This is a genomic window from Phenylobacterium sp., assembly GCF_031425575.1.
Classification (GTDB): Bacteria; Pseudomonadota; Alphaproteobacteria; order Caulobacterales; family Caulobacteraceae; genus Phenylobacterium.
In genome coordinates, this window is sequence record NZ_JANPJP010000148.1 from 1 (window position 1) to 7741 (window position 7741).

Annotated in this window: 9 protein-coding genes and 1 tRNA gene; 9 read left to right on the forward strand and 1 reads right to left on the reverse strand. The window is 64.6% G+C overall.

What is annotated here, in order from left to right; all coding sequences use genetic code 11:
- The first annotated feature begins 55 nt into the window (after window positions 1–55).
- The 7 genes from RMO97_RS08645 (at window position 56) to RMO97_RS08675 (ending at window position 5180) form a co-directional block, all read left to right on the forward strand.
- Window positions 56–748 carry a uroporphyrinogen-III synthase gene (locus RMO97_RS08645; protein WP_310540359.1) on the forward strand — a complete coding sequence of 231 codons (693 nt, stop codon included), beginning with the start codon at window positions 56–58 and terminating at the stop codon, window positions 746–748.
- Window positions 749–751: 3 nt separating this feature from the next.
- Entirely contained in the window at window positions 752–1615 is an 864-nt protein-coding gene (locus RMO97_RS08650; RefSeq protein WP_310540360.1) for a mitofilin family membrane protein, read from the forward strand.
- Window positions 1612–3138 (forward strand): heme biosynthesis HemY N-terminal domain-containing protein, encoded by a 1527-nt coding sequence (locus RMO97_RS08655; RefSeq protein ID WP_310540362.1) that lies wholly within the window; start codon window positions 1612–1614, stop codon window positions 3136–3138. The genes RMO97_RS08650 and RMO97_RS08655 overlap by 4 nt, the downstream gene beginning before the upstream one ends.
- A 40-nt stretch (window positions 3139–3178) precedes the next feature.
- Window positions 3179–3254: transfer RNA gene (locus tag RMO97_RS08660), tRNA-Thr, on the forward strand.
- Between the two features lie 69 nt (window positions 3255–3323).
- Complete coding sequence (locus RMO97_RS08665; protein WP_310540364.1) at window positions 3324–4079, forward strand: serine protease; 756 nt, start codon at window positions 3324–3326, stop codon at window positions 4077–4079.
- Between the two features lie 40 nt (window positions 4080–4119).
- The gene (locus RMO97_RS08670) at window positions 4120–4710 is read left to right on the forward strand and encodes a hypothetical protein (RefSeq protein WP_310540366.1); all 591 of its coding nucleotides are present in this window, start codon (window positions 4120–4122) and stop codon (window positions 4708–4710) included.
- A 98-nt stretch (window positions 4711–4808) separates the two neighbouring features.
- Window positions 4809–5180 carry a hypothetical protein gene (locus RMO97_RS08675; RefSeq protein WP_310540368.1) on the forward strand — a complete coding sequence of 124 codons (372 nt, stop codon included), beginning with the start codon at window positions 4809–4811 and terminating at the stop codon, window positions 5178–5180.
- 42 nt (window positions 5181–5222) lie between these two features.
- On the opposite strand, the gene RMO97_RS08680 is transcribed toward RMO97_RS08675, so the two are convergent.
- Window positions 5223–6218, reverse strand: a complete 996-nt coding sequence (locus tag RMO97_RS08680; protein ID WP_310540369.1) for a hypothetical protein — start codon at window positions 6216–6218, stop codon at window positions 5223–5225.
- Between the two features lie 210 nt (window positions 6219–6428).
- On the opposite strand from RMO97_RS08680, the gene RMO97_RS08685 reads away from it, so the two are divergent.
- On the forward strand, window positions 6429–7178 hold the full coding sequence (locus tag RMO97_RS08685; RefSeq protein WP_310540370.1) for a hypothetical protein: 750 nt from the start codon (window positions 6429–6431) through the stop codon (window positions 7176–7178).
- A gap of 117 nt (window positions 7179–7295) precedes the next feature.
- Window positions 7296–7741: trypsin-like peptidase domain-containing protein (locus tag RMO97_RS08690; RefSeq protein WP_310540372.1), on the forward strand; the 446-nt coding region annotated here is incomplete at its 3' end.

Sequence of the window (7741 nt, forward strand, 5' to 3'; positions counted from 1 at the left end):
TGACGACCCTCCTGGGTTGCGTTGTGGCCAAGCGTGGCTCAACCGTGTCAGGACGATGAGCGCACGCAAGATCTGGATCACCCGGGCCCAGCCCGCCGCCGAGGCCACCGCCGCCCGCGTCCGCGCCCTGGGGCATGAGCCCTTTGTCGCGCCCCTGCTCGCCGTCCAGCCGGTGGAGGGTGTCGAGGTGGACCTGCGCGGGGTCTGCGCGCTCGCCTTCACCAGCGCCAATGGCGTGCGGGCCTTCACCGACGCGACCCCGGAACGGTCCCAGCGGGTGTTCGCGGTCGGCGCGGCCACCGCCCAGGCGGTCCGCGCGGCGGGCTTCAAGAACGTGCTGTCGGCCGATGGCGACGTCGAGGCCCTGGCCGAGGGCATCGCCGCCCGCAAGCGCGACCTGAAGGGCTGCGTCCTGCATCCCGGCGCCGCCGAGCCGGCCGGGGACCTGGTCGGGGCCCTGGAGGCCCATGGGATTGAGGCCAGGCGCCTGGTCCTCTACGACACTGGGCCGACCGAACTGACGGCGGAAGAGCTGGCCGCGCTGCCGGAGGTCGACGCGGTCCTGCTGCACTCCCCCAAGGCCAGCCAGGTCCTGGCGGCCATGCTGAAGGAGACCCCGCTGCCCGGCCTGCGGGCCCTGTGCCTCTCCAAGGCGGTGATGAAGCCGCTGGCCCGCACCAAGATGGCGGCCAAGGTGTTCGCGCCCTTTCCTCTCGAAGCGGCGCTGTTGAATCTGATAGACCGGTAGATCATGAGCGCCACGCCGGATCCCCTGGAGCCCTCCGCGCCCGCCTATGGCCGCGCGCGGCCGCCGGGGGCCACGGCCTGGCTGGTGGCCGTCTTCGGCCTGGCCTGCGTGCTGGCCGGCTATGGCCTGTCGCGGTTCGGCCCCCACCTGCTGCCGGCCAAGCCCCGCCCCGCGCTCAGCGCCGATCTCGCCGCCGTCCGGCCCCTGGCGCCGGCGCCGGCCTATCCCTCGGACGCCCCGCCTGACAAGGCTTCGTCACTGGACCTGCCCGACCCGGCGGCGCTCTCCGAGCTGGCCGCCCGCCTCGATGTCCTGGAGGTTGAACAGTCGCGCACCGCGGAGGCCGCCGCCTCGGCCCTCGCCGCCGCCGCCCTGATGGAGGCGGCCCAGAGCTCGCGGCCCTTCGCCGAGGAGCTGGCCGCCCTGGATGCGGTCTCGCCGCCGTCCGCGGAGCTGCGCGCCCTGCGCCGGGTGGCCGAGCGCGGCGCTCCCAGCCGCGCGGCCCTGGCGGCCAGCTTTCCAGACTACGCGGCCCGCGCCGCCGCGGCCGCCCGCGCCCCGGGTGAGGGAGCCGGCCTGATGGCCCGTCTGGGCGCTGCTCTTTCCCGCGTCGTCACCCTGCGCCAGGTGGGCGACGTCCCGGGCTCGGGGGTCGACGCCCAGCTGGCCAGGGCCGAGCGCCAGGTGACGGAGGGCGATCTCGACCACGCCCTGCGCACTCTGGATCGCCTGCCTCCCGGCGGCCGCGAGGCCCTGGCCCCCTGGCGCGCCGCCGCCGAGACCCGGGCCGACATTGACCGCCGCATTTCCGCTGTCCGCGTCCAGGCCCTGCAGGACCTCGCCCGGCTGGCTCGGAGCGGCGCATGATCCGCACCGCCATCGCCGTGTTCCTGGTGGTGGCGCTGGCCACCGCCATACTGGCCATCACCGGGGAGCCGGGCCGCGCCAGCATCATCTGGCTGGGCTGGCGGGCCGACATGACCGCCGCCGCCATGGTGCTGATCACACTGCTCGTCGCCCTGCTGACCGTGATCGGCTGGCGGCTGCTGCTCTGGATCCTGGAGGCGCCGCGCCGGGCCGAGCGCGCCCGGGTCGAGGATCGCCGCCGCCAGGCCAATGAGGTCTTGACCCGCGGCTTCCTGGCCGCCGCCGCCGGGGAGGGCTCGGAGGCCAGGCGTCTGGCCCTCAAGGCCGTCGACCTCGCCGATGAGGCTCCGGGCCTGGTTCGGGTCCTGGCCGCCCAGGCCGCCGAGGCGGCCGGCGACGCCGTGGCCGTCCAGGCCGCCTATTCCGCCATGCTGGGTTTCCCCGAGATGCGCCTGGCCGGTCACCGGGGCCTGATGGCTCAGGCCCTGGCCCAGGGTGACAAGGCCGCCGCCCTGCGTCATGCCGAGCAGGCCTATGAGATGGGTCGAACAGCGCGCTGGGCCTGGCGCGCGGTCTTGGAGGCGCGGCTCGAGGCGGGCGACTGGGAGGGCGCGCTGGACCTGGTGAAGAGCGCGCTGGACCGCAAGGTGGTGTCCCCCATCGTCGCCGAGCGCGCCCGGGCCGCCCTGCTGGCCGCCTCGGCCGCCCAACTGGAGACCGCCGCCGAACCCAAGGCGCGGTCCCAGGCCACCGACTTCGCCGTCGAGGCCGCCAAGCTGCAACCCGGCTTCGCGCCCGGCGTGGTCATGGCCGGCCGCCTGCTGGCCGCCGACGGCAAGACGGCCCGCGCCGCGCAGGTCCTGGAGACCGCCTGGAAGATCGCGCCCCACCCGGCTCTGTGGCTGGCCTATCGCGACCTGAAGACCAACGAGACGCCCCGCCAGCGGGCCGAGCGGCTGAACAACCTGGCCGAACTGAACCCCACCGCCCGCGAGAGCCGCATCCTCTTCGTCGAGCTGGCCCTGATCGAGGGCGTGCCAGTCCGCGCCCGTGAGGCCGCCAAGGCCCTGGAGGCCGAGCCGCTGACGATCCGCGTCGCCGGCCTGTTCGCCCGGGTCGCCCTCGCAGCCGGCCAGCCGGACGAGGCCCGGGTTTGGATGGCGCGGGGCGTGGGCGCGCCGCAAGAGCCGGATTGGACCGATCTCGACCCCGAGGGCCAGGCCTTCGCCTACCTGCCCTCCGACTGGGCGCGGCTGACGGCGGTCTATGCCGAGACCGGCGAATTGATCCACCCGCGCCACGAGCGGGCCGAGAAGACCATGAGCGAGCTGCCGGAACTGCCGATCCCCTACGCCGACACCGCCCCGTTCCTGCTGGGCCATGAGGCCGCGCCGCCGCCCTACGGCGTGGAAGAAGGCCGCTATGACGACGACGAGCCTGAGCCGCCGCCACCCCCGCCGGTGACCCAAAGACGCAGTCACGCGAGGCGCCGCTTGGCGAGCGCGCCCAGAGCAGCTAAATAGGCGCTCCCGCGCGGGCCGGTTCGCCGCCCTGCCGCGTCAGGCCGCTTTAGCTCAGCTGGTAGAGCACATCATTCGTAATGATGGGGTCAGGTGTTCGAGTCACCTAAGCGGCACCACTTCTTCCTGTAAAAACAGGTATTTAAAGGCCACTGGCGACCTAGCGGTGCGTCTGTCATCATCACGCCATGACCCCCGCAGAGATCCATCTGGGCCTTGGGCCATCAGTTGCGAACATTGTTGTCCTCCGGCAGGGCCAGCGGCTTTCCTCGGGTAGCGGCTTTCTGGTGAACGGGAAGTTGGTGACCTGCGGCCACGTTGTTCGCAACATACCTGCGAACTGCACAGTGGAAGTTCGGTTCTGGCAAACCCCCACGTGGATCTTGCCTGCCCCGCTTCAGCTCGCGGGCTTTTCAGACGAAGCCTCCTACGACTACGCAATCTTCGCTCCACCACACGGTGTGCAAGTTGGGCCAAGCCTTACATTCGCAACGGATGAGGCTGAGCCCGGGGAGCAGGTATGCAGCTTGGGCTATCCCTTCGAAGACCCACATCTGACGATCCACCAAGGCATCGTCTCGGCGGTGTTCGACAGTGGGCCAGCGAGAATGGTCAAGCTCGACATGAGCGTAAACCCGAGCAACTCCGGCGGGCCGGTTATTCGCCAGGAGACCGGAGAGGTTCTGGGCGTCGTGGCCCGGAAAGCGACGGGTCTGACCCGAGCGTTCGACGAGTTGATGGAGAGCTTTGACGGGAATATCGCAGCTCTTCGGCCCGCCTTGGGCGGCATGAGGCTGGGCGGTCTGGATCCCTTTGAGGCGCTACTTGCGACCCAACATCAGATGCGCCAAGTTTCTCTCGAAATCCAACGATCGTCTAACGTAGGTATCGGATATGCTATCTGGTGCGATCCGCTGCGGGACGAACCAGCGCTTACTGTATAGATGGCGGGATCGACAACAGTCGGCATCGGATCCAACTGAAATGAACCTGTTTTTGGTCCAAGGACAGCCAAGGGCGCCACTGACAGTAGTCGAGCTTATCGTCGCAAAAAATTGCGACCTCGCAGGCTTCTGGTCACAGGCGTCGGGTTGGGCACCGCCTGAAGCGGCCGACTTGCTTAGCAAATCACGCCTAGATCGCCAGCAGTCACTTTCTGTCTCTCTAGCCCATTGGGCCGGAGCACCACACCCACTGTCAGAAGGTGATTTGATTCTGGCATGGGCGAACCTCGGGAGCTTGGTTGAGGGGGCGCTGAAGCTTTTCTTATGCGTGTTCTATGAGGATTATAAGGCCGACGCCGAAAAGACTAAGTTCCATAAGGTCTACGACTCAAAGACTGGAAAGCCACGAGACCCTGACCGCCTGGAGTTGGAGGGCCTTTCGCAATATTTCAAAAAGGCCGAGTTGCTCACTGAGGAAGAGCTTTCGTGGCTTGCAAAAGTGCAGGCTCGACGCAACGCAATTCATTCTTTTCGGCACCGGGAGATCGGCGACACGGGCGAGTTTCTGGCGGCGCTAGTTGAGTATTACGATTTCCTGGAAGGCATCGAAAGTCGGCTTCCATATCCGTAGACTGATAGCGGCTCGGCTCTAGAAAGGCGGGCCGGGGAAACATGCCGGATAGAAGCGTGGCTAAAACCGCAGCGACTTGGAAGTAGGTCGGAAGAGCGATGAAAGATCACGCACTTGAACGCATGCTGAAATACCTGCCCGCTAGGGCATTGGTTCCCGCTCAAGCGGTTCAGGAGTTGGCCCAAAGCGTTTCAATCCCGCTCAGCATCAACGAGACGCTGAGCGTTCAGCGAGTCCTTATGGCGACCTGGATTGGCGCCCAGATGGCAGAGCATGGTGATGGGCTGCTAGGACGCTGGCCTGCTCGGGATTTCGCACAGTTTTTTGATGGCGCCATGGCTCTGGGCCGCTCATTCGGTCCACGAGAAACGGCGGCCAATGATGCAGCGATGGCGGTGATCAACCAGGCCCCTGAGCGCTTCACTATTCCGCCGCTCGACCCTGCTGCCGTCTATGAATACACCGGCTAGCCGCAGCCTGGGCTGGCAGCGGCTGAATATGCCAATTGACCATCAATGATTCTGGGCATTCGGCGACGCTTCCAGGTCCTTGATGATCTCTGGGGGGATCTTCTCGTTCAGATAATTCAGAATGCTCGTCAGTTCGTTTTGACGGTCCGTCACTCTTCCGGTCTTGACCCATTCAGCCCACACTAGGCCCAGCTTGTCAGCGTCGCCTGGCGCTTCGTAGAGGGCGGCCCGCCTGGACTCGAGCATGAGCTTCGAGACCTGTTCTAGCTGTGAGATAAAGTAGAGGTCGCCAGCCAAGGCTTCCTTCGCCAACGCCATTTGTAAGACCGGGTAAAGCCGATCACGGGTACGGACATCGTCTGGCGACATTTTGCCAGTGTCGAGGGGCTTGCCGTATTTGCTCGTCAGCGATTCCAAGTCTCTGAGAGCTTCGTTGATCCCGTAAATGCGGTCGATTTCAGCGATGGACAGAGCCGCTTCCGAGGCCAAGCTACCCTTAAAATCACAGATTTTGTTGGGAGCGTAGTTGCTGATTTCCTGCGAGGTGGCCCTAAGCTTATCTCTCGATCCCAATAGGATGAGAGCGAGCGTGTGGTCTTCGCTCCCTGCCGACTGAGGAGGCGCATAGCCGGGGTTAGAGGCTTCTTGGGCGATCTCCGCCATGCGACCCAAGATCCGAATATCCCTTTCCCTCTTCGACTCCATCAGCATCGCCAGCAGCCCTGACTTCATCTGCTGCTGCAAATTTCCGAAGCGATTAGCCTCCTCAGGGGTCATCTGTTCACCGACGGCGACCTCGGGCTTCCATGAGCGGGAATCCATGAGCTTCTGCATCTCGTCAGTGGCAGCGCTATTCCGCTGCAGTACACGGAGAGAGACGGCGCTTTCAGCAATCCATTCTGCACCGTGAGCCGCAGCGATCTCGCACGCCTTCCCCGGAACAGTGGCCTTAGGTCGGTCTTGTCCGAACGACGCCGTCGATGTGCTGGCGGCGAACATGGCGCCAGCGAAGAGCAGGCACAGTTGTTTAGCTGACACCCTTTGTGCTCCCCCAGTCTGCGGTCTGGCCGCTAAGGTCCGACATTGCCGAGAGGATTGCGAGGTCAAATCTCGCCTTCGTAACGATGGATCAGGTGTGTGGGTAAGTGAGGTCAAAGGATGTGGGGATCAGCTCTTCGAGCGTACGCCCGGCGCTTGTTGGGCGCTTTGAGGGGGAATGGGACCATCCCCCGGGTCGCTCATCCAGCAATGCAGAAGGCGTGGGCCGAGGAAGCGGCGGCCTTTGACTCTGCCCTAATCGACCTTGAGGCCTCCCGAGAGGCCTTTCAGCACTACTATCGCTGGCTCGACACTACTCTCTCCGGGAGGAGGAACGACGAGGGCATTGATGCCGACAAGAAGCTTCGCCAGGCGATACTGGTCTTTGTGGAGATCGGCTCCCACTTGGCCAAGCAGCGGGAGTTTGGAGCGTCTATGGCGCCCGACTGGGGATTGGAACAGCGGGAAGGGATCGAGGCCGCAATGGCGGAGTGGCGAACACGGACGCAAGGACCTCAAGCTCGAACGTATTTTGCCGATTCTGACTGGATGGAGCTCCTTACGGAGCAATTCTACCTAATTGCCTTTAGAGCGGGTCGGATAATTGAGTCCCTACCGGGGATGAAAGGGTTCGGCGCAGTCGGCGTCAGGAATGTCCGGAATCAGCTAATCGAGCACAATGATGGGACTGACAGCTTGGTCTTCAACGGCGGATTCGCCTTCGGTGGGAGCCAAGGGCCTGTGGTCGCAGCCGTCCGAACGGATCAACAGCCGGGCCATTGGCAAGATGCAGGCCTCTTTCTCAACGCACAGGAGTTTGCTCGGGCGCTAACTGAGAGGATCAACAGCTGTCTCGCCTCCCCACCGCCCAAAGCCGAAATCATCGGGCGGAAGGAGGACCAACCGGGGAAACGCCCACGGGGCGCACGGAAGCAAAAGTCATCGGACGGGGACGGCTAGTTGGAACCGGATCAGTTCGTCCAATATAGGGGCTCCTACGTCTCGGAACCGTCCCGTCTGCTACCGGATGCACTCAAGCTATGGTCTCGGACGCTGAAGCCCGGCCGAAACGATGGCTTGCTTCCAACGATCCCGGAGAAGTTCGACGGAGCCATTTTCCAGATACTCCGCAGCAGCGATGATGTGCAGGAAATCTGTGGAACTGGGTTTTTCGTTGCTCCTGGGTTGGCCATTTCTGCCAGTCACGTGTTCGACGGAGCCGAGAGCGGAGATCGTTTCCGTGCGCTGTCGCTGCGTAATGACGGGTCGATCGAATGGTGGACTGTCGAACAATTTTCTCGCGGCATAAAGCGCCGGGAGAATCCTTTGTTCGGTCCCGATGAAGCACAGCAATACGATGTAGCTCTGCTTTCGCTCCGCCCGAATTTCGAGATGCCCTCGGTATTCGATTTCACCTTCCTGGAACTGGAAGTTGCCGTGCCCGAGGAAGGAGACCTTCTCACGGTCGTGGGATATCGGTTCCCTGAAATTGAGCCGGTCGGGGATCGGGCTGCTCGCGGTGT

Excerpts from the sequence above, each read along its gene's own strand:
- RMO97_RS08645 (WP_310540359.1), top strand. The coding sequence starts at position 56 with ATGAGCGCACGCAAGATCTGGATCACCCGGGCCCAGCCCGCCGCCGAG.
- RMO97_RS08650 (WP_310540360.1), top strand. The coding sequence starts at position 752 with ATGAGCGCCACGCCGGATCCCCTGGAGCCCTCCGCGCCCGCCTATGGC.
- RMO97_RS08655 (WP_310540362.1), top strand. The coding sequence starts at position 1,612 with ATGATCCGCACCGCCATCGCCGTGTTCCTGGTGGTGGCGCTGGCCACC.
- RMO97_RS08665 (WP_310540364.1), top strand. The coding sequence starts at position 3,324 with ATGACCCCCGCAGAGATCCATCTGGGCCTTGGGCCATCAGTTGCGAAC.
- RMO97_RS08670 (WP_310540366.1), top strand. The coding sequence starts at position 4,120 with ATGAACCTGTTTTTGGTCCAAGGACAGCCAAGGGCGCCACTGACAGTA.
- RMO97_RS08675 (WP_310540368.1), top strand. The coding sequence starts at position 4,809 with ATGAAAGATCACGCACTTGAACGCATGCTGAAATACCTGCCCGCTAGG.
- RMO97_RS08685 (WP_310540370.1), top strand. The coding sequence starts at position 6,429 with ATGCAGAAGGCGTGGGCCGAGGAAGCGGCGGCCTTTGACTCTGCCCTA.